Origin of the sequence: Winogradskyella sp. (assembly GCF_013042245.1) — a bacterium.
Lineage (GTDB): Bacteria > Bacteroidota > Bacteroidia > Flavobacteriales > Flavobacteriaceae > Winogradskyella.
In genome coordinates this window covers 1-24242 of sequence record NZ_JABDQL010000119.1, presented here as the reverse complement: position 1 = coordinate 24242, position 24242 = coordinate 1, and the positions used below count along the sequence as shown (strand labels likewise).

General features: G+C 33.1%; 27 protein-coding genes. 3 read left to right on the top strand and 24 right to left on the bottom strand.

Annotated elements, in window-relative coordinates:
* Positions 1-388 precede the first annotated feature (388 nt).
* The 12 genes from HKP48_RS09415 to HKP48_RS09360 all read right to left on the bottom strand — a co-directional run bounded on the left by HKP48_RS09415 (position 389) and on the right by HKP48_RS09360 (position 9987).
* On the bottom strand, positions 389-1324 hold the full coding sequence (locus HKP48_RS09415; protein WP_296345190.1) for a pyridoxal-phosphate dependent enzyme: 936 nt from the start codon (positions 1322-1324) through the stop codon (positions 389-391).
* Between the two features lie 90 nt (positions 1325-1414).
* A complete protein-coding gene (locus tag HKP48_RS09410) occupies positions 1415-1783 on the bottom strand; it encodes a four helix bundle protein (protein WP_296345188.1) in 369 nt (122 codons plus the stop codon).
* A gap of 48 nt (positions 1784-1831) precedes the next feature.
* A complete protein-coding gene (locus tag HKP48_RS09405; protein ID WP_296345187.1) occupies positions 1832-2614 on the bottom strand; it encodes an enoyl-CoA hydratase-related protein in 783 nt (260 codons plus the stop codon).
* A gap of 2 nt (positions 2615-2616) precedes the next feature.
* A complete protein-coding gene (locus HKP48_RS09400) occupies positions 2617-2982 on the bottom strand; it encodes a VOC family protein (protein WP_296345185.1) in 366 nt (121 codons plus the stop codon).
* A gap of 162 nt (positions 2983-3144) precedes the next feature.
* Positions 3145-3645, bottom strand: a complete 501-nt coding sequence (gene paaD, locus HKP48_RS09395; RefSeq protein WP_296345182.1) for a 1,2-phenylacetyl-CoA epoxidase subunit PaaD — start codon at positions 3643-3645, stop codon at positions 3145-3147.
* A gap of 76 nt (positions 3646-3721) precedes the next feature.
* Entirely contained in the window at positions 3722-4477 is a 756-nt protein-coding gene (gene paaC, locus HKP48_RS09390) for a 1,2-phenylacetyl-CoA epoxidase subunit PaaC (RefSeq protein WP_296345180.1), read from the bottom strand.
* 99 nt (positions 4478-4576) lie between these two features.
* Positions 4577-4864, bottom strand: coding sequence for a 1,2-phenylacetyl-CoA epoxidase subunit PaaB (paaB, locus tag HKP48_RS09385; RefSeq protein ID WP_188372697.1), 288 nt, complete (start codon positions 4862-4864; stop codon positions 4577-4579).
* Positions 4865-5140: 276 nt separating this feature from the next.
* On the bottom strand, positions 5141-6097 hold the full coding sequence (paaA, locus tag HKP48_RS09380) for a 1,2-phenylacetyl-CoA epoxidase subunit PaaA (RefSeq protein ID WP_296345177.1): 957 nt from the start codon (positions 6095-6097) through the stop codon (positions 5141-5143).
* A 65-nt stretch (positions 6098-6162) separates the two neighbouring features.
* A complete protein-coding gene (locus HKP48_RS09375; protein ID WP_296345175.1) occupies positions 6163-7236 on the bottom strand; it encodes a 2Fe-2S iron-sulfur cluster-binding protein in 1074 nt (357 codons plus the stop codon).
* A gap of 68 nt (positions 7237-7304) precedes the next feature.
* Positions 7305-7874 carry a TetR/AcrR family transcriptional regulator gene (locus HKP48_RS09370; protein WP_296345173.1) on the bottom strand — a complete coding sequence of 190 codons (570 nt, stop codon included), beginning with the start codon at positions 7872-7874 and terminating at the stop codon, positions 7305-7307.
* An 86-nt stretch (positions 7875-7960) separates the two neighbouring features.
* Positions 7961-9373 (bottom strand): hypothetical protein, encoded by a 1413-nt coding sequence (locus HKP48_RS09365; protein WP_296345171.1) that lies wholly within the window; start codon positions 9371-9373, stop codon positions 7961-7963.
* Positions 9374-9378: 5 nt separating this feature from the next.
* Positions 9379-9987, bottom strand: a complete 609-nt coding sequence (locus tag HKP48_RS09360) for a DUF4230 domain-containing protein (RefSeq protein ID WP_296345169.1) — start codon at positions 9985-9987, stop codon at positions 9379-9381.
* Between the two features lie 191 nt (positions 9988-10178).
* Here HKP48_RS09360 and HKP48_RS09355 point away from each other — a divergent pair, with 191 nt between their 5' ends.
* Positions 10179-10904: a hypothetical protein gene (locus tag HKP48_RS09355; protein ID WP_296345167.1), complete on the top strand. Its 726-nt coding sequence runs from the start codon at positions 10179-10181 to the stop codon at positions 10902-10904.
* Here the strand turns inward: HKP48_RS09355 and gldC are convergent.
* Together gldC and gldB are read right to left on the bottom strand one after the other, a co-directional pair.
* Entirely contained in the window at positions 10901-11242 is a 342-nt protein-coding gene (gene gldC, locus HKP48_RS09350; RefSeq protein WP_296345165.1) for a gliding motility protein GldC, read from the bottom strand. The two genes, HKP48_RS09355 and gldC, sit on opposite strands and share 4 nt — an antisense overlap.
* Entirely contained in the window at positions 11242-12213 is a 972-nt protein-coding gene (gene gldB / locus HKP48_RS09345) for a gliding motility lipoprotein GldB (protein ID WP_296345164.1), read from the bottom strand. The genes gldC and gldB overlap by 1 nt, the downstream gene beginning before the upstream one ends.
* An 82-nt stretch (positions 12214-12295) precedes the next feature.
* On the opposite strand from gldB, the gene nadE reads away from it, so the two are divergent.
* Entirely contained in the window at positions 12296-13084 is a 789-nt protein-coding gene (gene nadE, locus HKP48_RS09340; protein ID WP_296345162.1) for an NAD(+) synthase, read from the top strand.
* 134 nt (positions 13085-13218) lie between these two features.
* Entirely contained in the window at positions 13219-13848 is a 630-nt protein-coding gene (locus HKP48_RS09335; protein ID WP_296345160.1) for a response regulator transcription factor, read from the top strand.
* Positions 13849-13850: 2 nt separating this feature from the next.
* On the opposite strand, the gene dnaG is transcribed toward HKP48_RS09335, so the two are convergent.
* The 10 genes from dnaG to HKP48_RS09285 form a co-directional block, all read right to left on the bottom strand.
* Complete coding sequence (gene dnaG, locus HKP48_RS09330) at positions 13851-15815, bottom strand: DNA primase (protein ID WP_296345158.1); 1965 nt, start codon at positions 15813-15815, stop codon at positions 13851-13853.
* A 159-nt stretch (positions 15816-15974) separates the two neighbouring features.
* Positions 15975-17102, bottom strand: coding sequence for a hypothetical protein (locus tag HKP48_RS09325; protein ID WP_296345156.1), 1128 nt, complete (start codon positions 17100-17102; stop codon positions 15975-15977).
* Between the two features lie 58 nt (positions 17103-17160).
* Positions 17161-17979, bottom strand: coding sequence for a hypothetical protein (locus tag HKP48_RS09320; RefSeq protein WP_296345155.1), 819 nt, complete (start codon positions 17977-17979; stop codon positions 17161-17163).
* Positions 17966-18529 (bottom strand): RNA polymerase sigma factor, encoded by a 564-nt coding sequence (locus HKP48_RS09315; protein WP_296345153.1) that lies wholly within the window; start codon positions 18527-18529, stop codon positions 17966-17968. Before HKP48_RS09315 ends, HKP48_RS09320 begins: the two co-directional genes overlap by 14 nt.
* Positions 18530-18730: 201 nt before the next feature.
* A complete protein-coding gene (locus HKP48_RS09310) occupies positions 18731-19708 on the bottom strand; it encodes a polyprenyl synthetase family protein (protein ID WP_296345152.1) in 978 nt (325 codons plus the stop codon).
* Positions 19709-19789: 81 nt separating this feature from the next.
* Positions 19790-19978: a hypothetical protein gene (locus tag HKP48_RS09305; RefSeq protein ID WP_296345149.1), complete on the bottom strand. Its 189-nt coding sequence runs from the start codon at positions 19976-19978 to the stop codon at positions 19790-19792.
* Between the two features lie 48 nt (positions 19979-20026).
* The gene (gene rlmN / locus HKP48_RS09300; protein WP_296345147.1) at positions 20027-21067 is read right to left on the bottom strand and encodes a 23S rRNA (adenine(2503)-C(2))-methyltransferase RlmN; all 1041 of its coding nucleotides are present in this window, start codon (positions 21065-21067) and stop codon (positions 20027-20029) included.
* A 124-nt stretch (positions 21068-21191) separates the two neighbouring features.
* Positions 21192-22241 (bottom strand): tRNA preQ1(34) S-adenosylmethionine ribosyltransferase-isomerase QueA, encoded by a 1050-nt coding sequence (queA, locus tag HKP48_RS09295; protein ID WP_296345144.1) that lies wholly within the window; start codon positions 22239-22241, stop codon positions 21192-21194.
* A gap of 77 nt (positions 22242-22318) precedes the next feature.
* Entirely contained in the window at positions 22319-23545 is a 1227-nt protein-coding gene (locus tag HKP48_RS09290; protein ID WP_296345141.1) for a 3-phosphoshikimate 1-carboxyvinyltransferase, read from the bottom strand.
* 116 nt (positions 23546-23661) lie between these two features.
* Positions 23662-23988, bottom strand: a complete 327-nt coding sequence (locus HKP48_RS09285; protein WP_296345139.1) for a nucleotide pyrophosphohydrolase — start codon at positions 23986-23988, stop codon at positions 23662-23664.
* Between the last annotated feature and the right edge of the window lie 254 nt (positions 23989-24242).

Here is a 24242-nt window from a genome sequence, read left to right as displayed (position 1 = left end):
TTACTATTTCCTGTCGCTCAAATAATTCGAGGCTTTTGAAGTATTCTGTGAAATTTTGTGGTATCATGACTTTCGTTTTTACTAAAATACAACTTATTTAAGTCATATTATAGAATATAGCCTAATTTTTTAATTAAAATGGTAGATTTTTGACATCTACATTTCCGCCAGATAAAATAATTCCGACATTTTTATTTTTAAATTCTTCTTTGTTCTTCAATACTGCAGCAAAAGGCACTTCCCATGGTTCCAGAACCTATAATTCCTACGTTCATAATTTTTAAATGATGAATCTCGAATATATAATTAACGAATGCTGAAGTTTAAATTTGTAAATACTTCATGATTCGTTATTCAAAATTCGACATTTGTTATTTTATTTTTTTACTTAAAATGGTAGATTTTTGACATCTACATTTCCGCCAGATAAAATAATTCCGACATTTTTATTTTTAAATTCTTCTTTGTTCTTCAATACTGCAGCAAAAGGCACAGCACATGAAGGTTCTATAATGATTTTCATACGCTCCCAAATCAGTTGCATGGCGTTGATAATTTCATGTTCTTCTACCCGAATAATTTTCTCAACATGTTTTTGAATAATCGGAAAATTACGGTCACCTAAATGTGTTCGTAAGCCATCGGCAACTGTATGAAAACTTTTGTTTGTTTCTATTTTACCAGATATTAAAGAACGATAGGCGTCGTCTGCTTCCATCGGCTCACCTCCAATAACTTTGCAGTTATTTGAAAAATAATGCGCAGCCAAAGCGGTACCTGCAATGAGTCCTCCACCACCTACTGGTGTTAAAATTACATCTAATTTTGGATAGTCGTCTAAAAATTCTATAGCAGCAGTTGCGTTGCCATAAATCACCTCATCTTGATTTGATGGGTGTAAAAAAGAGGCACCTTTTTCTTCTTTTATTTTATTGGCAGTAGCTTCTCTAGCTTGTGGTGTGGATTCACATTCTATAATCTCACCTTGGTAGGTTTCTACACCATTCTTTTTGACTTGCGGTGCATTTTTTGGCATGACGATATATGCCTTAACATTTAATTTTTGAGCAGCTAAAGATACCGCTTGTGCAAAGTTTCCCGAAGAATGTGTTACTACACCGCGTTGTCGCTGTTCTTTTGTTAAAGACAATATTGCATTGGCTGCACCACGCATTTTAAAGGCTCCCATTTTTTGAAAGTTTTCGCACTTGAATACAATATTAGCACCTACCATCTCATTAATTAAGCGAGAACTTAAAACTGGTGTTTTATGAATAAATGGTTTTATTCTGGTATGGGCTTCTATGAGAGTTTGCTTATTCACTTAGAATATCGAATACTGAATTTTGAATATCTAATGCTAAAGTTTTAATATGTGATTTTGAAGTTTTGTAATGCATAAAAATCATCTTTTCTATATTTTATTTTTATTTTGAGATGTTCTAATACTAGAAACGAAAATGGCTATCAATTCATTATTTTCCTTAAGAAGTATGTTTAATTTTTTGATATTCTTAATTAGATTGGCACCTTTTTGGATTTTTAGATTCACTAAACTTTCTCTTAGTTCTTTTAAGCAAATTTTCATTTTATGAAGAAAATCTCTTGAAGATTCTGCACTTTGCGCTTCACCATAATTAAGCGCTGAAGATGTAGCGGAACGGATTAGTTGTTTTGATAGATGTTGAGAAGCAAAATTCCCATCTATTTTACCACAAACAATAATAATATCCACAGCAAATTTTATCAGCCTGTCTTCTAAATCATATTTATGGGTTGCCATTTTTAAACTTCTTTATTCTTTATTTATAATTCGATATTGTATATTCTGTTAATTCCCTTTAAAATTCGGTTTACGCTTTTCTATAAATGCCGCAACACCTTCTGCATAGTCATTACTGCTCGCTGCTTCAATTTGTAATTTAGACTCTAAAGCAAGTTGATCTTCTAAGGTATTGGTCATTGACTTATTGAATAATTCTTTGATAAGTCCTAGTGCTTTTGTTGGCATATTGGCTAATTTAATAGCTAGTTGATTTATGGTTTCTTCAAATTTTTCTAATGAAACAGACTTATAAATCATTCCCATTTTTTCTGCTTCTTCTGCAGAAATTTTATCACCTAGCATTGCTAAGGCTTGTGCTTTTTGAAAACCTACAAGTCTTGGTAAAAAGAATGTGCCCGCACTATCTGGCACTAAACCAATTAGACTAAATGCTTGAATAAAACTCACTTTTTCATGAGCCACAACAATATCACAAGCTAAAGCGATATTAGCTCCAGCTCCTGCAGCGACACCGTTCACAGCTCCAATAATTGGCTTTTTGATAGCGCGTAATCTTGTAATAATGGGATTGTAATGTTCTTCTAATATTTTTTTAAATCCAGGATTTAACTCCGGATTAGTGACTTCTTTTAAATCTTGACCTGCACAAAAGGCTTTACCGTTTCCTGTGAGTACAATTGCTCTTACTTCGGAATTAGCTTCGCAATCGTCTAAAATATTTTGAAGGTTTAATGCCATTTCGCGATTGAAGCTATTAAATACTTCTGGTCTATTTAGCGTAATGTACGCCACTTTATTTTCAATCTTTAATAAAATTGAGTCACTCATAATTATTCGGTTAATTTAAAATATGGGTTATATATTAAACCAATGATATTGTTCCAAGGGTCTTTTACTGAACATACCATAAGTTCGCCACCAACATTTGTTGGTTCCTCGTGAATTGTAGCGCCTAATTCTAAAAGTCTATTGAACTCTTCTTGGATATCTTCTACTCCCCAATAAGATAAGACATTTTCACCTTTAGGTTTTGCTTCCTCACCCTCTGGCATTAGACCTAATTCATAGCCTTGGATATTAAAGCCAACATAAAAAGATTCATCAAAATAAGGCTCAGTTTTAAAAGCTTTGGTATACCATGCTTTTGCTTGAGGTAAATCTTTAACTATATATGCTGTAGTTCTTAATCCTAACATTGAACTCGTTTAAACTTTTTCAATTTGCTAAAAAATTTCTGTTTTCAGCTCTTTTTTTTCCTTTTTTTCATTCCGTAGCGATGCTATGCAACTCAAAAAAGCCTTCAAAAGAACTAAAAACCTCTAATTTTCGCTTAAATCCAAAAAGTTTAAACGAGTTCATTATTTCAAACACTTAAAATAATCAAATGGTTCTTGGCAGTCTTCACATTGGAATTGTGCTTTGCATGCTGTTGAGCCAAACTGACTTACTAATCGCGTATTTTGCGAACCACAGTTCGTACACTTAACTATTCGTTTGTTATTAAGAAGCACATCTTTATCTGCTTCTGCATCTAAAGGTGCTGCGATGCCGTAATCCTCTAATGCTTTTCGACCTCGTGGTGTAATCCAATCTGTGGTCCAAGCTGGATGCAGAATTAAATCAATATCAGATTGATAACCTGCATCTTTCAATGCGTTTTTTATATCGTCTCCGATGACATCCATTGCTGGGCAACCGCTGTAGGTTGGCGTAATTTCAACTTTTACAATACCATCTTCAATTACTGCAGAACGGACAACACCCATATCCATAATAGACAACACTGGAATTTCAGGGTCTGACACCTGTCGCAGTATTGTAATTAGTCTTTCGTCAATATTTTGTTCTGTACTTGTCATATTTTTATTAATGAAATTCTTCGCTTTGCTCTGAATGACATTTAATTTTTGAGATTCCTGCCTGTGCAGGAATTGGTTACCATTCCATGTTAGGATAGGTACGTTGCATGTATTGTAAATCGCTTAATAAATACCCTAAGTGTTCTGTATGAATTCCTTGCTTTCCTCCTTTTTGAAAGTATTTGGATACAGGTACTTGTAATGTTGCTTTTTCTAAAACTTGAGACACGTCGCTGTAATAGTTCTCCTTAAGTTTTGTTACATCTACTCCAATACCTTCTGCTACCATTGCCTTATCTGCATCTGTTTGATGAAATAACTCATCTGTATAGGTCCATAAATCATTAATAGCCTCTTGCATTTTCTGCTTGCTCTCTTCGGTTCCATCACCAAGTCGCTTTATCCAATCTGAAGAAAAACGCTCATGATAACTCACTTCTTTGACGCACTTATTAGCAATAGCTGATAGCGTTAAATCTGTACTTTTTTGTAATTCTTTTAGAAAAGCTAAATGGTATACATCAAATAAAAACTGACGCCCAAGTGTATATGCAAAATCTGTATTTGGTTGTTCTACCAATAATACATTCTTGTATTCACGTTCCTTGCGAAGCATTGCGATATCATCTTCTGTTCTTCCGTCACCTGCAATTTTACTTGCGTATTGAAAGTAACTGCGCACCTGTCCAAATAAATCTAATGATATATTGGTACAAGCAATATCTGTTTCTAAACTTGGTCCGTGACCACAAAGCTCGCCCATTCTTTGTCCAAGAATTAAGCTATTATCGGCTATACCAAGTATGTAATTATATAAATTTTCTTTTTTCATGTTTACTTAATTGAGATGCTTAGACAAGCTCAGCATGACATTTAAACTTTACTATTATAAGACTCTGAAACAAGTTCAGGATGATAAATCAAAGATTTCTCACATATGTTTTACTTCATCTGGTAAATCATAAAATGTTGGATGACGGTATACTTTATCTTGAGCAGGTTCAAATAACTCTCCGTTATTCTCTGGATTTGAAGCTGTGATGTGTTTGGATTCTACTACCCAAATACTCACACCTTCATTACGTCTTGTATATACATCGCGTGCATTTTCTAATGCCATATCAGAATCTGCAGCATGTAAACTACCACAATGTCTGTGTTCTAATCCATTTTTACTTCTTACGAAGATTTCCCAAAGGGGCCAATTTTTTGTTGACATAATACTAGTGCCTGCGAAAGCAGGTATCTTATTAATTATACTTCTTTTTTCTTTCTATTCATTTTGTCTTGAAACAAAACGAACCAAAAATTCAAGTTGAAATGAGGAATTTTTAAAACATGTTCCACAGTTTTAAAACCTCAAAATGAAATCTAAATTTTTTCCAAGGCTTCAAAAATTCTTAACGATTTCATTTTTTTATTCTGCATTTCAACGTGTTGACATTTTGCTAACTTATTTTCTAAATCGATTCAAAAGCTAATTTCTAAACTCTACTTAAACCGCTTTTTTTTCGCTACGGTATCTTTTCTTTTCAGCATGTGCCATAGCCGCATCACGCACCCATTCGCCACGTTCCCATGCACCAACTCTTGCTTTCATTCGCTCTTTATTCATTGGACCATGGCCTTTGACTACTTGCCAAAACTCATCCCAATCAATTTCTCCAAAGTCATAGCTTCCACGTTCTTCGTTCCATTTTAAATCTGGGTCAGGAATTGTTAATCCAATTAATTCTGCTTGAGGAACTGTTTGATCAATAAATTGCTGACGTAAATCGTCATTAGACTTTCGCTTCAATTTCCATTTCATCGATTGTTCTGTGTGGACAGAAACATCATCTGTTGGACCTAACATCATTAAGCTTGGCCACCACCATCTATTCAATGCATCTTGCGCCATATCTTTTTGTTCTGGTGTTCCGTTGGCTAATTTCATCATGATTTCAAAACCTTGACGTTGGTGAAAACTTTCTTCTTTACAAACACGAATCATAGCTCTTGCATATGGTCCATAAGATGTATTACACAATGGCACTTGATTTATAATCGCCGCACCATCTACTAACCAACCTATAGCTCCCATATCTGCCCAAGTAATAGTAGGATAATTAAATATTGAAGAATATTTTGCCTTTCCTGTATGCAGTTGCTCATACATTTCGTCTCTTGAAATGCCTAAAGTTTCTGTTGCAGAGTACAAGTATAATCCATGACCAGCCTCATCCTGAACTTTAGCTAATAAAGCTACTTTACGTCTTAACGATGGTGCTCTTGTAATCCAGTTACCTTCAGGAAGCATACCTACGATTTCAGAATGTGCATGTTGAGACATTTGTCTAATATGCGTTTTCCTGTACTTTTCTGGCATCCAGTCTTTAGGTTCGATTTTTTCGTCTCTAGAGATACGCTCATCGAATTGTCTTTCTAAACTTCTAATTTGTTCTTCACTCATTGTTTTTAGCTTTTAGCTGTTGGCTTTTGACCACAAGCGAGTTAATTTTTCTTTTTCAATATATTTTAAACATCAAAATCTACAACGACCTTATCAGTTGTTGGTACTGCCTGGCAACTTAATACCAGATTTTGACTTACTTCTTTTTCATCTAAAGCGTAGTTGATTTTCATTTCAACTTCACCTTCTTTAACCTCACATTTACAGGTACTACAAACTCCACCTTTACATGCAAACGGTAAATCTGCGCCTGCATCTAACGCTGCATCTAGAATGTTATCGAACTCTTTTGTCATGGTGAATAAGAATTCTTTTCCACCATCTACTATAGTGACTTCCGTCCCTTCAACATTTTGCTGTGCTAAACGCTCTGCGCGTTTGATATCTTCTTCAGACAAGCCTTTGACAAATAATTCAAAATGCACTAAATCTTTTGACAAACCTGCATTAACTAAATAGTCACTTACAAAGTTTATCATCTTCTCTGGCCCACATAAAAATACCTCATTGGTATCAGGAATATCAATAAAGGTCTTAGTTAAAACCTTCATTTTCTCATCGTCAAAACGTCCGTTGAATAACTCAATATCACGTTTTTCTTTAGTTAAGAAATAATAGATTTCGAATCTTCCAAAATATGTATTTCTGAGTTGCTCTAGCTCTTCCTTAAAGATAATTGATTTTGCCGTCTTATTAACATAGAACAATTTACAAGTAGAATTTGGCTCAGACTCTAAATGTGTTTTTACCATTGATAGTACAGGCGTAATGCCACTACCAGCTGCAAAGAATAAATAATTTTTAGCTTTTTTTGGATGGCACTCTACACCAAAAACACCACTTGGTGACATAACCTCTAAAGTATCTCCAGTTTGAAGTACTTGATTAACATAAGTTGAGAATTTTCCTCCTGGAATTTGCTTTACTGCAACTTTCCATTGCTTGTCTAATGGACTCGAGCATAACGAATATGAACGGCGTACATCCTCATCATTAATATCTGCTTTTAGGGTTAAATGCTGTCCTTGATGAAAGGCAAATTCCTTATGCAATTCTTCAGGAACATCAAATGTAATTACAGAAGTATCTTCCGTTTCTTTATAGATATCTGCTATTCTTAAGTTATGAAAATCAGCCATAAATTTTATACTAACAATAAACTAACAGTTGTTAGTTTATTTAGCAAAGTTATAAAATAAAATGCAAACTATTTGTTAATTCCTTTAATGAGGATTTGAGATAAACTTTCTGTTAACTCTTGCTGATTTACAATTTCTTTTTTTGGCAACCATAAATAGAGCGAGCGCAGGGTAGAAAGCATCGAAAACATTAGTACATCTGGCTTTACAAATTTTATCTCATTCTGAGCGATACCCTTTTGTATTATTTTTAGATAATTGGATTCGTAAGCATTCCTGAGTTTTAAATAATACTCCAGTTTATTCTCTAAATGCATCCAATCAGAATTTAATGCCGCTAACCCATCTGTATTCTCTGTAGCTATTTTTACGTGCAAGCCAATAACTTGCTCTAATCTACCAATAGAGTTTGTATCACTATCCATGATTTGTTGCATTCCTGTTGTAAAATCTTCGGCGATTGCAATGATAATGTCTTGTAAAATGGCTTGTTTAGAACTAATATGATTGTAAAGACTCGCCGCTTTTATATCCATAGCTTTTGCCAAATCTCTCATTGTAACTGCACTATAGCCTTTGTTTTTAAAAAGCTTAGCTGCTACTCTAATAATTTCTTGTTTTCTTGTTTCTTTTGGCATTAACTTTAGGCTAATTTTATTAAGCTAACTCATCTTACAGATACATGTTTTAGAAGTCATATATAAATCCTGTAGGATTTATTTTTTTATAAAGATTTAATAAATACACCATCTGACCATACTCCTTTTTTTACTGAACTTGAACTACTAAAATAGCCTTTACCATTGTATAGATCATTTCTCCATTCACCGCCATAGTAGCTGCCATTTTTGTACCAAAACCTGCCCATACCATTTCTTTTACCTTTGCTACCAAACTGACCAGAATATTTATCACCATTGGCAAATGTTAAAGTTCCTATGTGCAACTTCCCATTTTTAAAGAACCCTATAAAACTATCACCATTACTCCATTTATAACGTCCATATTTGTTGTAACAGTCTCCAGAAATACATCCTGTATCTTTATTATTACCATAAAAATTATATTTGGTGACTAACTTTCCGCTTTCGAACACGCCTTGTTGCCATGTACCACTATTTTTCTTCACTGCAACACCACTTAATCGTCCATTTTTAAACTCTCCCTTTTTTATATCTCCATTTTCTGCTGTAAATGTGCCGTAGCCTTTTCTTGATCCATTTTCCCAATTGCCAATGTAAGTAGATTTGGTTTTCCACTTATACAATCCGTATCCGTTTTGTTTAAAGTTTAACCAAAATCCCTCATAAAAGTCACCATTATCATACTTACGCTTTCCCCAGCCATTTTTACAATTACCAGAAACACAATCTGTATTGGATGTTCTATTAGTATTAAGATCGTCTGTTACATCTGTAGCTGTACTAGATGTTATATATTGTATTGGTGTAAAACGATAAGACGCTGAATTATAGTAATTTTTTAGGAGGTACTTTTCTGTTCCGTTCTCGGTAATAACAAGATTATTCTCGTCTTTTTTTGATTTAACATTACTATAATCTATAGCTTTTCCTTTTTTTATAATACCATAGCTCTTTGTTTCTATATCTCTATACCAGTATGTATTCTCTGGACTATTTTGTAATGGATAAACACTCTTGGCGCCCCAGTTGGGAAATTTACGAATATCTGAGAGTAAATAGGTTTTATTATCTCGCTCACTGTAAGCTACATAGCTATCGTTAACATTTGTAACGGGACACGTTTCTGCCTTATCCTTTATGTAAATTTTATATGATTTTGGAGTAGTGACATAAAAATTATCGCTGGTGTTTTTTAATAAAATTTCACCCTTTTGCAACTGATTGTTTACTACATTTTTAAACGATGGCAATACTAAAACTGTCCTTGACATTTTATGAAAAATAGCTAAATCATCAGTCCCTAAATAGCCAATATCTGTAAATCCATTGAGTTTTATATTATTTTCGTTATAGACAGTGTAATTAAAGCCTTCACTGTTTTTAGACCATGTTATAGTATCTAAGTTAGTTATATGTATAATCTCTAATGGAGACTGCGCTATTAAACACATTGTTTGAATTGTAAGCACTACAACTAGAGCAATTTTTTTCATCTGTTTTAATATTTAAAGCTTTCTAACTGATTAATATCTTCTATTAAGTTTTCTTTATATTTTAATGTCCATCCTAAGCTATTTGTAAGTATAAAAAACTTTGATAATTCACTAATCAACCTATTTTGTGCATTTGAAACTAGGTTAGATTTTTCAATATTTTCAAGAAGAGATGCATTGACACTTTTCTTTATGTTATTATAATCTTCTGCTTCAAAAGCGTTTAAAAAATCATCTTGTATATCGTAATATTCCAAATCTGGATTTATTGAAATTTCGTGTTCTGGTATTGATAAAATCTGAAGTGTTTTTGTTGCTTCGTCTAATTTATAAGTCAATTTTTCTAAATCATATGCAATAGATACTTTAGCGTTCACGACAACGAGTGCCTTTTTTTCTGCTGTTAAATAGTCTCCAAAAATTCCTTTTGAGTGTTCGTAATTAAATACTTCCGAAAAATGACCTTCAGTCACTACAAGTTTACTTACGTTTTTTAGTTGTTCTTTAATTAAAGCTGATGACTCTTTAATTACAACCGTTGGTTGGTATGTACATTGTTTATAAACAAGCATAATGGTAACAGCCAAAAGTATACCGAATAAAAATTTTTTCATGTTATGAATTTGCGTGTTAAACTTTAATACACTAAACTAGTCGACATTGTTTTCATCTGATAAATATACCTATAAACTAAAAAAAACTCATTACACAGAATAATAAAATATATTGCAATTAAATTAGCTTTAATGATTTTAAGCTAACATTTTAACTAAAATTAATTAATAAAACATAAGAGGGAATTGTTATGATTAAATCCAAGCTAATTATAGTTTTACTATTGGTATCATCATCTGTTTTTTGTCAAAAATCTACATTGATTCAAAATATCAATTTTAGAGCTAAAGAGCTTAAACATTATTTAAACAAATCAGAAGACAGTCTTATTCTTGAAGCAGAGTATAGCACCATATATTCGGTAAATATTTTCAACAAAAATTATAATACTTCTATTGAAGTCAACAAAAACAAAACCGTCATACCTATAAGTAATTTAGATATTGGAAGATATGTTGTAGAAGCTATTCTTAGAGATAAACGTATAATAATTACACTCTTAAGGAACGAACCCTTTTTAGATCCTCCTAAAATTGAAAATTTAATAAGCGAAAAGAGAAGTTATTTACTCAATTACAAAAAAGCCATAGCTTCTAAACCAAAGAAAATAGAAAAAAAATCGACCTATTTGTACTGGGTTTACAGCGTAGTTAATAGTGGTCCTTTTTCGAAAAAAATAAAAAAAATGGCAAATCTTGATGATGCAGAGCGTATGATTCAAAGAAACCAATTGGATATCAAAACCTTAAAAGGGCAGTCAAACATTCTTATAATTTGGGAAGTTTACGATAAAAAAATGTTTTTTAAACATAAAGTTTTAGACAAAGATTATCTCTATAGAAAATCACCATATTTTAATTCAAAACCATATTACACTACTGAAAGTTATGGGCTTGAAATTTCTAGTAATTATTAATTATCCTTTTTCAACTCTAGTTTCTCTGCAAAATAATCACAAAAATCTTTCATAGTTGCTGTCATTTTCTCATCTTGTGTAGCACGCATAAAAGTATCGCTCATCGTAACTAATGTTTGATGAAAAAATAGTTTCATTTCATCTACAGGCATGTCTTTAGTCCACAAGTCAATTTTTAAAGTTTCTTGAGCGTTACTATCCCAAACAGATAGCATAACCGCCTTTGCGTCTTCATTAACGACTCCGCCATCTTGAGCCGACCAGTTAAGTTTTTCCGGTACTCGGTTTTCATCTAACTCTACAATGAGTTCTATTTTTGAGTGTATTTTATTTGCCATTATCGTTTTGGTTTGTATTTTGAATTTTTAAAAATTTCGTCTGTATCTGTACGCATTAATGTCATTATATCTGCATCTGTACGCTCTGCATAAGCCTTGACAATTTGCCAACCTATGTACTGCCCAAGTCGTCCTGGGGACTGATTATCAATATCTAAGTAAAACTTTGTAAAAGGCGCTGGAGCTGTAAATCTTGAAAATAATTTTGAGTTGGTGCTAAATAGCATTTCTTTCTCAACAAAATAACTCCATATCTGAGCCTCATTGACTTTTGCCCATTCTACATCACTCGGTAAATATCCGATTTTTGAAGCACTCGACAACTCTGGTGCCAGTATATCTTTAAAATAAAGAAGCTTCCCATAGTAAATCATTTCGTCTAAAAGTGTTTTTCGTTGGGATTGGTATGCGTAACGCTTTGCGTATTGTTCTGCTATATCAGATACAATTTGAGATGGCACCATGTTTTCCGCAAAATAAAGTGGTATATTTTGGTAAAACTCGTGTTTTTCTCCTAAGTAGTTCATTAAATTTATAATTAACAAATCAGCTTGTAGTACCAATTTATTTCTATAATCTACGTTATCAGAAACTGTTATAACTTTTGGTGGATTAAAGGCTTTGTCATAATATTTTATATGCTGAAATAAATGCTCTATTTCATCTTTCTGAACATTAAAGTCTCCAAAGACAGTCTGTCCATCTTTAAACATCTGTTGTTGCAAATCGTCCTTAATACGAGATAGCCAAGTAGTATCCTTAATTTGTCTAGGAAACAAAAACGGGTAATTCTGCTTAACCTCACTAAGCCTTTCTAGATTATTGGTTTCAGTAAGAATTAGATCAAAGCGCTCAACTTCAAAATCCACTTCAATTTGAGAAATTTCATTTTCTAAGGCATCTTCGTTATTGCAAGCACTAAGTGTTAGCAGAAAAAGAATCGTTAGGATGTTAAAACATCTTGCTTTCATTTCATAAATATTTTTAAAGCTAAAACCTTTAGGTTATTTTTGTTTGCAAAGGTACACTTCTCACCATAAAAATGCGATACTTATGCAAACAGAAAAAGTTATAGACCATATAGTTAATTGGTTAAAAGATTATGCTACAAACGCTAAAGTTAATGGATTTGTTGTAGGGGTTTCTGGCGGTATAGATTCTGCTGTAACTTCAACTCTTTGTGCTAAAACAGGATTAGATATTTTATGTATTGAAATGCCTATTCACCAAGCAGAAAGTCATGTTAGTAGAGCTCACGAGCACATAGCACAACTCAAAAAACGTTTTTCAAATGTAAAAGACACGCGTGTGGACTTAACACCTGTTTTTGAGGAATTTAAAACAGAAGTCAGTCTTGAAGGCAAAAAAGCCACTTTAGATATGGCTTTAGCCAACACAAGAGCAAGATTACGTATGACTACACTTTATTATCACGCTGGTCTTTTAGGATTATTGGTTGCAGGTACAGGAAATAAAGTCGAAGATTTTGGTGTTGGTTTCTATACCAAATATGGTGACGGTGGCGTGGATTTAAGTCCTATAGCAGACCTTTTAAAATCTGAAATCTATGCCCTTGGAGAAGCACTTAAAGTTCCAGACTCTATAATGAAAGCTGCTCCTAGCGATGGTCTTTTTGGTGATGCTCGCAGTGATGAAGACCAAATCGGCGCTTCTTATCCTGAGCTAGAATGGGCTATGAAAATGAAAGATAAGGGTAAATCTTCAGACGATTTTAATGGACGACAAAAAGAAGTTTTTGAGATTTTCATGAGATATAATATGTCAAACAAACATAAGATGATTCCTATTCCAATTTGTGAAATTCCTAAAAAACTACTATAAAAATTATTTATTTTATATTTTTTAACACAAAACCTTGGGATTTTTATTATTTTAGTATGTGCATTCCTTATTTTTGTTTAAGTAAGTCACTAATGCCCTTAATCCTAAATTAGTAATTACTAAAACCACCTATCATGACAAAAATCTTATTGGTTGACAGTCATCCCGTTGTTAGAGAAGGTCTAAAACAGACTATTAGCAAAAATTCAAACCTCCAAGTCGTTGGCGATTTGGGAAGTGGCATTGAAATTTTTGAGTTCATTAGAACCAACCCTGTCGATTTAATTATTTCTGAAATAGATTTACCAGAGCTTAATGGCATTACAGCTTTACGAGCTATTAAAAAAGAGCATAAATCTGTTAAAATACTAATGTTTAGCCATCAACCCGAAGAGATATATGCTATAAGTACTATAAAAGCAGGTGCGGCTGGCTATTTGTCTAAAAATGCACCTCAGAGCGAAATCATCAAGGCCATCAACACTATTATAGGTGGTGAGGTTTACCTTAGCGAAAAAATGGATAAGTACCATAAGTATACAGATAGGTCAAAAAGTAGAACGCGACTTTTTAAACGCTTATCAACGAGAGAAGTTGAAGTTTTAAAACTACTTTCAATCGGTAAGAAAAACAAGCAGATAGCAGAAGAATTAGACATTAACGAAAAAACAGTGAGCACCTATAAAGCTAGACTATTTAGAAAACTTAATGTTAATAATATTATAGATTTGGTGCACCAAGCAAAGCATCATGACCTTGCTTAAACTTATCCTACAACTTTACCTAATTTTCTAGAAAGTAACATTTTAAGACCCAAGTAGTCTTTAACATCTTCCATTACAGAATTATTATCAGCGTCTTTTTGTAAGATATCTTCCTTAAAGGCTACAATTTTTTGGTCAATAAGATAACATCGTAAACTTAAAATGGTTTGGCTTACTAATTGTGAAATACTATGGTCTTTTTCTTTTGGAACAATCTGATTTCTTTCCCAGTCGTGAAGTCTATATTTTTCGTCATCCATTAATATATTGATTACTAATGGCGCCATGTTTTGATCTAAATTATTTATAAAATCTTTTGCTGAAAACGTTTCATTTTGGTTAAGATTATCAATTATTGAATAATATAACACTTTAAATTTTTCATCAGTAAACTGCATCTCATCCTCTTGCAAATCCAAGTAAATCTTTTCAAAAACTCTTGTCACGTGCACAACTGGCTCTAAGACTAAATCTCCGCTAACCTCATCTTCTTGTAGCACTAAATCTTCAAACTTTTCTGTTTTATTTCCATAGAGCAACAAAATTTCGATGATTTTACGTTCTAACTCATATTGAACATTAATCTTAGCTACAGGCTTAGCTTCATTTTTTACAACATCGAAAGCTTTCTGCTCTCTTTTAAAGTTTTTGTTTGCTTCTTGGTTTTCTTTTTTAGTGATTTGTGCCAGAGTACTAAACAAAACAGATTCACTAATATCCATAATACGAGCACATTCTTGGATATAGATTTCCTTTTTTATTTGGTCAGGAATTTTAGCAATACTGTTAACAATATCCCTAATGGTCTCAGCCTTTTTAATAGGATTGTTTTGTGTATCTTTAAATAAAAGCGATGCTTTAAACTGAATAAAGTCCTTTGAATTTTCTTCTAGATAATCTTTAACCTCTTGAAGTGTATTGTTTTTAGCAAAACTATCAGGATCTTCTCCATCTGGGAATGTGCAAACGCGCACATTCATACCTTGCTCCAAGATTAAATCTATTCCTCGAATAGAAGCACGCATACCGGCTGCATCACCATCAAAAAGAACCGTAATATTGTTAGTCAAACGCTTAATAAGCCTAATTTGGTCTGGTGTTAATGCGGTACCAGAAGACGAAACTACATTTGTAATACCACGTTGATAGAACTGAATAACATCCGTGTAGCCTTCAACCAAATAGCAATTATCTTCTTTAGCAATTGTCTGTTTTGCAAAATACAGACCATAAAGCACTTTACTTTTATGATAGATTTCGCTCTCAGGAGAGTTAAGATATTTAGCTGCCTTCTTATCATTTCCAAGTATTCGTCCACCAAAACCAAGTGTACGACCACTCATACTATGTATCGGGAACATGACTCGCCCTTTAAACCTATCAAAATGCTTATCTGGCTTTACGATAGTAAGTCCTGTACCTTCTAAATATTCAATCTTATAGGCATTTTTCAAAGCTTCATCTGTAAAGGCTTGCCACTCATCCAAAGTATAACCCAATTGAAATTTCTTTATGGTTTGATCTGTAAAACCACGCTCCTTGAAATAACTTAAGCCAATAGCTTTACCTTTATCTGTCTTGTGTAAAATATTTTGAAAATAATCATTAGCATACTCACTGACCAAGTACAAACTCTCTCTTGTATCTGCTTTTTCCTTTTCCTCGTCAGTCCGCTCGGTTTCTTCAATTTCTATATTATACTTCTTCGCGAGATATTTTATAGCTTCAGGATATGTAAAATGCTCATGTTCCATTAAAAAGGTCACGGCATTACCGCCTTTTCCTGTTGAAAAATCTTTCCAAATTTGTTTTACTGGCGACACCATAAAACTTGGCGTGCGTTCCTCACTAAAAGGACTTAATCCTTTAAAGTTACTACCAGCTTTTTTGAGCTGTACAAAATCACCGATAACCTCCTCTACTCTGGCGGTTTCAAAAACTTGTGCTATGGAATTTTGTGAAATCAAGACTTACGATTAGATACGATGGTAAATTTAATAAACAATTTGATTTAAAGATTTAATACTGAAAAGTTATTTGAGATTATACTAAAAATAAAGAAACTTAAAAAAAAGCCTTAATCTATAAATAGATTGAGGCTCTTAACATTTAAATTATTGTAAAATTTAGTCTAAGTCAAAACGTATACCTAAAGAAATATTATTCTGCTCAAACGCTTGATCTTTAAATAACGGATTAAGATCATATTTTGCATAGAGAGAGACATTGCCAATACCTACATAACCACTTAAGCCATATACAAAAGGTGTCATCTCAAAACCTCCATTTTGCTTTTCTTTTACCAAACTTCCGTTTTCCTTATACTTTAATTTTTGTCTTGCGCCAATATTTAAGCCTGCATAACCCCCTAATCCTATTTTGAATTTATTGCGCATAGAATATTTAAAATTAGAGCCCTTTACTATTTTTCGAGATGGACCAAATTCTATGTGCATAGGAAGAACTAAATTAGTTGTTCTAAATTTAGCCTTCTTTAGGTCTCCATTAAAATTTTGTAATACTATATTGCTATTAGTATTTACTAGATATTGATTGTCATTCTTAAAGTCTAGCTTATTCCATTGAAGTGACACACCATAGTTTAATCTCCAAAAATTTGTGTTTTTAAACAATCTAGTTTTCCACGAATAGCCGAGTTCAGAAAATCCTGAACCACCCAAACTGTATGGAGAATCACCTAAGCTTTGACCATCACCTATGGCATTATTAAAACCTAAAGTATAATATAAATTAGAAGTGGTTCTTTTATCAATAATTTGAGGTTTGTCATATTTTTGTTGACCTATATAAAAAAAATCGTCGCTTGTTTTTTCATCAGCACCACCAATCCTAATAAGCCTACCGCCTTCTTCATTTGGCAAACTAGTTTGATAAGCCATAGGTGTACGCTTATAAAGTGCTATTTTTTTATCTATTATGCTTTTTTTATCTTCAATATTAGCTGCACGCTTTTTTGCAGCTTCCTTCTTTAATTGTTCTGCTTCGCTTGCTGTTATTTTACCTTCTTCTAGTTGTTTGTTTATTTGTTTGATATCTGCTTTAAGATAATTGCGCTCTTGAATCTCTACTTTAGCTTTTTGAGCTATAAGTTCATCTATTTGCTTTTTCTTTATAAGCTCATTAGTATTTATTATTGTATCCTTCTTGTTTTCTTTTTCCGTTTCTTGTGCACTAATATTGCTTACAATTAAGCATAGAAATAGTGCTACAACATGTTTTGTAATTGTTGTCATTGTTTGTTTTTTTAAAAATTAATGATTTAGGTTTTTTCGTTTTTTGATTTATTAAAATCTAATTATTACGTTGGGCAACTGCAGTTTTAACCTTGTTGTAATTATCTTTTAAAACTTTATAAATTCGAGTTTTAAAAGATTGCCCGATGTCTTCCTCAACGTCTTGAAGTAGCGCATCTGCATCAACAACATAGGTGCTTTTTTTCAACGTTTTATCTAATAACAACTCTCTATTGGCTATCTTTAAAAGCGAATCGATTTGTTGGTCTGTGACCGTATTCTTCCGTTTAGTCTTAGCATTTTCTATCACAGTTGCTACCGAATTAAATTCTTCTTCTAATTTTGGTGTTACCAAATCTTGAAGTGTCTTTTCAAGTTCTATTTTATTTGTTTTAGGTAGTTTTGGCTGTTCTGATGATGCTACATCATTTGTAATTGGTTTAGAGGAAACGTTCTCATCTTTTTTAAACTGATTTGCTTTCTGCTTAATTAGAGTTTTTGATGCTTCAGTTTGGGTTTCAAAACCTTTAAAAGTCTCCTCTTTCTTAGAAGCTAACTTTTCTTCTTTTTCAAGGGCATCATTAGCATTAATGGCTTCATCTTCAGGGTTTTGAGAAATCACATCTTTAATTTCATCTTGGACGATAATAGTATCAATTGATGTTTCTTCATCTTCTTGATCAAAGTATGCTATAGATACAAAAACTAATGCTGCTATACTTGCTGCTATACCAAACCACCAAAAAGATGGTTTCTTACTACGCTTGTCATCGGCATCTAAACGCTCTGACAATTTGGACCAAGCATCTGCAGACGGGTTAACCGTTCGCTGCTCGAGCTTCTCCATTATTTGTTCTTCAAATTTAATTGGTGCCATAATTGGTCTTATTTAAGTCTTTAATTTTTTGCTGAAGCAATTGTCTTGCTTTATATAACTGTGATTTTGATGTTCCTTCAGATATTTGAAGTATTTCCGCAATTTCATAATGTTTATAACCCTCAATGGCATACATCACAAATACCATTTTGTAACCTTCTGGTAAACCGTCTATCAGTCTTTGAATTTCTGAAACTTCAATATTGGAATTAATACTGTCTGTAGAATTTTGTTTAAAATCAACGTGTTCAACAGGAAATTCTAACTGCTTTTTACTACGCAAATACGAAATAGATTCTCTAACCATAATACGACGCATCCATCCTTCAAAACTACCTGCGCTCTTAAAGTTTTTTATGTGCTTAAACACCTTAAAAAAACCATTAAGCATTACTTCTTCTGCTTGCTGGACATCTTTTACATAATAACGGCAAACACTCAACATTTTTGGTGAGTGTAGCTCGTACAATACATGTTGCGCTTTGCGATTACTCTTCGCCGCTCTCGCGATAAGTTTTTTTTCATTATTATAAAGTTGAATGACTCTCATTCTGTTTTACTAGTGTTGATTTGCACTTCTATTTATAAAGACGTAAATATTTGCTTTTCGGTTGCCTGAAGGTGAAATTATTTTTATTAATTATTCTAAAAATGAACAAATATGTAATAAATATAAGGGTTTTGGAAGGAAATACTTTTTGAAAATTTTCACGAAAGGGGTCGACTGTACTCAATCTGACAGCATAATCTACTACTTTTTACGCTCAATAACGTAATTAACCATTAAGATTAATGAAGATTTAAACTCTGATTCTGGAGAGTTATCTAATAAGTCTAAGGCTTCTTTTTGAAAAGCTAACATTTTATTTTCAGCATAATCTAAACCTCCTTTTTCAATTACAAAAGCAATGACTTCTTTGACGCGTTTTTTGTCTTTATTATATTTTTTTACAGAATTAATCAGCCAAGATTTCTCTTTTTTTGAAGCATTGTTTAGGGCATAAATTAAAGGTAATGTCATTTTTTGCTCTTTAATATCTATACCTGTGGGTTTTCCTATTTTGGTTTCGCCATAATCAAACAAATCATCTTTGATTTGAAATGCCATTCCGATGAGCTCTCCAAATTTTCGCATGTTTTCTACTTCTGGAGAATTTGGCTTTACCGAAGCTGCACCCAAACTACAGCAGGCTGCAATAAGTGTTGCTGTTTTCTGGCGAATGATTTCATAATATACCGTTTCTGTGATATCTAACTGACGGGCTTTTTCTATCTGAAGCAATTCGCCTTCACTCATTTCTCTTACAGCTACAGAAATTATTTTTAGTAAATCAAAGTCATTATTATCAATTGACAATAGCAAACCTTTAGACAATAAATAATCACCAATAAGCACTGCTATTTTATTTTTCCATAGCGCATTAATTGAAAAGAAGCCACGACGGCGATTACTATCGTCCACGACATCATCATGAACTAAAGTAGCAGTATGTATTAACTCAATAACAGAAGCTCCTCGATAGGTACGCTCACTAACCTCACCATTATTCATCATTTTAGCTACCAAAAACACAAACATTGGTCGCATTTGCTTTCCTTTTCGGTTAACGATATAATGGGTAATACGGTTGAGAAGGGCAACTTTACTTGACATAGCAAGCTGAAACTTTTGTTCGAAAAGTTCCATTTCGTAAGCGATTGGTTGTTTTATTTGTTCGGTAATTTTCACGCTAATGCAAAGATAGGGTACAAATACAAGACTAGATTTGTTTTAGGTTTATTTTAGGAAATGCCAACATTTAAAAGAAGATTAATTATCATCATTTAAGGTTTGCTTTTTCTTAGTTTTAATGATTATAATCATCGCAATAATTAAAAAAATACTAGACATACTTCTATTCCAAAAACGTTTATCAAAAGCTTCTGACGTGATAACATTATAGGCTATTATACAAATGCTGCCAACTATTACAAAAACTGGTAAAATTATTTTTTTCATTAGTAGAAATTTCTAGACTCGGCTCGAAATGACAGCGTATTATTTAACTTAACTCTTATTAGCCAATTGCCCACATGCAGCGTCAATATCTTTCCCACGACTGCGACGAACGGTTACTGTAATATTATTTGCTTCTAAAACTTTAACATACATATCTATAGCTTTTGAATTGGCTTGCTGAAACATACCGTCATCAATAGGATTGTACTCTATAAGGTTAACTTTACTTGGCGCAAATTTACAGAATGCCACCAAAGCATCTACATCTTTTTGTTGGTCATTAATGCCATCCCAAACGACATATTCGTAAGTGATTCTATTTTTAGTTTTAGCATACCAATACTCTAAAGCCTCTCTTAAATCCTTAAGCGGAAACGTAGCATTAAAAGGCATAATCGACGTTCTTACTTCATCAATTGCTGAGTGTAAGGATACCGCTAATTTAAACTTTACCTCATCGTCCGCCATCTTCTTAATCATCTTTGGCACGCCTGATGTAGATACCACAATACGCTTTGGAGACATTCCTAAACCTTCATCAGAGGTTATCTTTTCTATGGCTTTAAGTACATTTTTGTAGTTCATTAATGGCTCGCCCATTCCCATAAAAACTATATTGCTTAACGGACGGTTATGGTATAAACGACTTTCGTTATCTATAGCTACAACTTGATCATAAATCTCATCAGGATTGAGGTTGCGCATCCGTTTTAAACGCGCCGTAGCACAAAACTTACAGTCTAAACTGCAACCAACTTGAGATGACACACAGGCAGTCGTGCGAGACGCTGTAGGTATGAGGACAGATTCTACTATTAAATCGTCATGAAGTCTGACGGCATTTTTAATAGTGCCATCTTCACTGCGCTGCATTTGATCTACACGAATATGATTAATAACAAAATTATCTTCAAGCATCTGACGTGTCTTCAAGGAAATATTAGTCATATCCTCGAAACTATGTGCTGACTTTTGCCACAACCATTCGTATACCTGATTACCTCGGAAAGCTTTGTCTCCGTTTTTTACAAAAAACTCCCGAAGTTGGTCTTTGGCTAATGCGCGTATGTCTTTCTTTTTGGTATTCATTTGAGTGTAAAAGTAATTAAAGATTTACTATTGATGGTTACTAAATAACGATTCGCTTATATCATTAAAAAAAGCCTTTCCAAAATTGAGTTCAGAAAGGCTTTATAAATCTTTTGTGTTATTCTTAAATGATTAACATGGCATCGCCATAAGAGTAAAATCTGTATTTTTCTTTTACTGCTTCCGCGTAAGCTTCTTTCATAAAATCATGACCTGCAAATGCCGAAATCATCATGAGTAAAGTTGATTTTGGTGTATGAAAATTTGTAATCATACAATTTGCTATGCTAAAATCGTATGGTGGGAAAATAAATTTATTGGTCCAACCTTCATACGGATTTAACGTTCCACTTGAAGACACCGAACTCTCAATAGTACGCATCGATGTTGTACCTACAGCGCAAACACGTTTTTTCTTGGCCTTACCTTCATTAATGATATCTGCAGCCTCTTGACGGATTTCAATTTCTTCACTATCCATTTTGTGCTTAGATAAATCTTCTACCTCAACTGGATTAAATGTTCCTAAACCAACATGCAGTGTTACTTCAGCACGTTTTACACCTTTTATTTCTAAACGTTTTAGCAAATGCTTTGAAAAGTGAAGACCTGCCGTTGGTGCAGCCACAGCACCTTCTTTAGCTGCATAAATCGTTTGGTAACGCTCCTCATCTTCTGGTTCAATATCCCTTTTTATATATTTTGGTAGTGGTGTTTCGCCTAGCTCAGTTAGTTTTTCTCTAAAATCTGTGTACGAGCCGTCATAAAGAAAACGTAACGTACGTCCTCTAGATGTTGTGTTATCAATAACCTCAGCAACTAAAGTTTCATCTTCTCCAAAATATAACTTATTCCCAATTCTAATTTTACGCGCGGGGTCTACAAGCACATCCCACAAACGCTGGTCTTGGTTTAATTCTCTTAATAAGAAAACCTCAATACGTGCTCCTGTCTTTTCTTTATTACCAAAAAGTCTTGCTGGAAAAACTTTGGTATTGTTTAAAATCATCACGTCTCCTTCATCAAAATAATCGATAACGTCTTTAAACATTTTATGTTCGATAGTCTGATTTGCTCTATCCAATACCATTAAACGAGATTCATCCCTATGTTCTGCTGGATGTTCTGCTAATAATTCTTCTGGAAGGTCAAAACTAAAGTGTGATAATTTCATGTATGTTTTATTTTTTAGATTGCAAATATACAATCTCGTAATAGGGGTTGTCAAGTAAAACGCACAATTATTTGAGATTAATTAATCTGAAAACCAATTTGCTTTAAATCCTTCCAAAAATCTGGATACGATTTTGACACTACCTGTGCTTCTTTTATGAAAATTGAGGTTTTTAAAGCTAATGGTGCAAAAGCCATAGCCATACGGTGGTCATTATAGGTTTCAATAATAACACCGCTATTAATTTTATCTGATGCTCTTAAGTTTAGAAAATTATCAGTGACTTTAACCTTAGCGCCAAGCTTTGATAATTCTGCTTTTAGTGCCTCAAGCCTATCTGTTTCTTTAATCTTTAAAGTATGTAATCCTATTAAACTACAATCTAAACCTAAGCCAAAAGCAGTGACTACAATTGTTTGAGCGATATCTGGAGCATTACTCAAATCAAGATCTATAGAAATATCTGTATCTATTTCAGAAACTTTATGAAGTGTGATTTTATTTTCTGAATAGCGTGTTTCTACTCCAAATTGTTTGTAAATATTGCTTAAAACAGAATCTCCTTGCAGCGAGTCTTTTTTATAAGACGACAATTCTATTTTGGCACCAACCTTACTCAATGCTATAATACTATAAAAATAGGATGCTGAAGACCAATCTGATTCTACAATTAAAGTTTGCGATTTTAGTTTATCTTGTTTTGAGTTTATGGTAATAACATTTCCTTCAAATGAATTTTTTACACCAATTTGGTCTAATAAACTCAGTGTCATTTTTATGTATGGAACGGATGTAATCTTCCCATCTAAAGTTAGCTCGAGTCCATTTTCAAGGCTTGAGGCAATTAATAACAATGCCGAAGTATATTGACTACTTACATTAGCTTTAAGCATCACTTTATGTTTAGTCAACTTCTTACCTCTAATTTTTAACGGCGGAAAGCCTTCATTTTCTAGATACGAAATATCTGCTCCCAAACTATTTAGTGCTTCAACCAAGATAGCAATTGGGCGTTCTTTCATACGCTTTGAACCCGTTAAAATAGTTTCTTTACCTTCTTGAATAGAAAAATATGCCGTTAAAAAACGCATTGCCGTACCAGCGTGATGAATATCTATAACTTCTTCATTTGAAGCTAGGGCTTTTTGCATTAATTGCGAATCGTCAGAATTTGATAGATTTTCAATTTTGATACTTGGGTATAATGCCTGAAGAACCAATAATCGATTCGCCTCGCTTTTAGAGCCTGTAATGGCTATTTGCGATATTGGTTTTATACTAGAGTTTTGCAGATGTATTGTCATAAAAATAAATTACCGCCGAAGCAGGAACAAATTTACTCGATAATCGAGATTTTATAACTATTTACAATTATTTATTTTCATTGTTGAAAGCAAATAAATACAATCTTCATCTCAACTTATTTTAGCTTTTCATTGTTATGATGCCTATCGTGATCTCGGGTTGTTTTTTTATCTAGCTTTTTATCAAAAGCAGACTGTAGGTTAATACCCGTTTGATTTGCTAAACACAAGACCACAAAAACCACATCGGCCAATTCCTCTCCAAGGTCTTTGTCTTTATCACTCTCTTTTTCGCTTTGCTCTCCATATCGCCGTGCAATAATACGAGCAACTTCACCAACTTCTTCAGTTAGCTGAGCCATGTTTGTTAGCTCATTGAAATATCGGACTCCGTGTTCTTTTATCCAATGGTCTACAGCTTTTTGGGCGTTTTGTATATTCATGATTTATATTTTAGAAAGTACTATTTGCTCTGCTTGTTTTTCGATAATCTTAGCATAAAATTGTTTAAACGTTGGATAATCAGTAGAGGTTATTAGCGGTGTTTTCAAATCCATAGTAACTGCGAATTGAGTAAATAATCCTCGGGGCAAGCCCACGAGGCATTAAAATAATTTCAATTGATTATTCTTTTTCAAACTTTTATAATCCTTTTCAACACCTTGTTCCTTAACATAATTTGCTATCAATTTTTCAG